The sequence below is a fragment of the Neobacillus drentensis genome (assembly GCF_036962765.1).
GTDB classification, from domain to species: domain Bacteria; phylum Bacillota; class Bacilli; order Bacillales; family Cytobacillaceae; genus Neobacillus; species Neobacillus drentensis_C.
In genome coordinates, this window is sequence record NZ_JBALOS010000266.1 from 1 (window position 1) to 661 (window position 661).

Below are 661 nucleotides of genomic sequence, written 5' to 3' on the forward strand. Positions count from 1 at the left end.
GGACTCATCACTTCATACTATAATATTAATAATATCCGAATTGAATCCTCCATCCAAGATTCGTTATATATGAATGGAAATAGGGATGAATTGAAACAGATTTTGGTAAATATCATCAAAAATGGTATTGAAGCAATTGAAGACAATGGACTGCTGACTGTCAATGCCTATTTACATAATCATGATGAAATGATCATTGAAGTGATTGATACAGGGATTGGAATGACAAAGGAACAGATCAGCAAGGTCGGTACACCATTTTACTCGACAAAGGACAAAGGGACAGGTGTAGGCTTGACCATCTCGTATCAGTTAGTTCATTCGATGAAAGGAAAAGTGAAAATTGAAAGCGAACCTGGGAAAGGAACTACATTCATCCTAACCTTTCCAGCGGTCACAGTTGATTAATAAAAACAATAAATACATCCTATCCTGTGGAATAATCCCCAGGATATTTTTTTGTCATCCGTTACCCGATTTATTGGTGAACGAATGTAAATAAGAGTTCCCCATCTTACTCACTCCTATTTCGTAGATGCCTTATTTTAAGCCATTCATGAATCGAATAATTCGAAATGGAAATAGTAAGTTTGTAAGAATACTACGCGGAAAATTTAATTTCTTTTGAAAAAGTGGAGGGAATACCATGGCTACAAGAAAA

General features: G+C 35.4%; 1 protein-coding gene. It reads left to right on the plus strand.

Translation table 11 applies throughout. The annotated features are described in order from the left end of the window. Positions 1-408, plus strand: a 408-nt coding sequence (locus V7137_RS26015) for a HAMP domain-containing sensor histidine kinase (protein WP_335700759.1), incomplete at its 5' end; no start/stop codon positions are given. Positions 409-661: the final 253 nt, after the last annotated feature.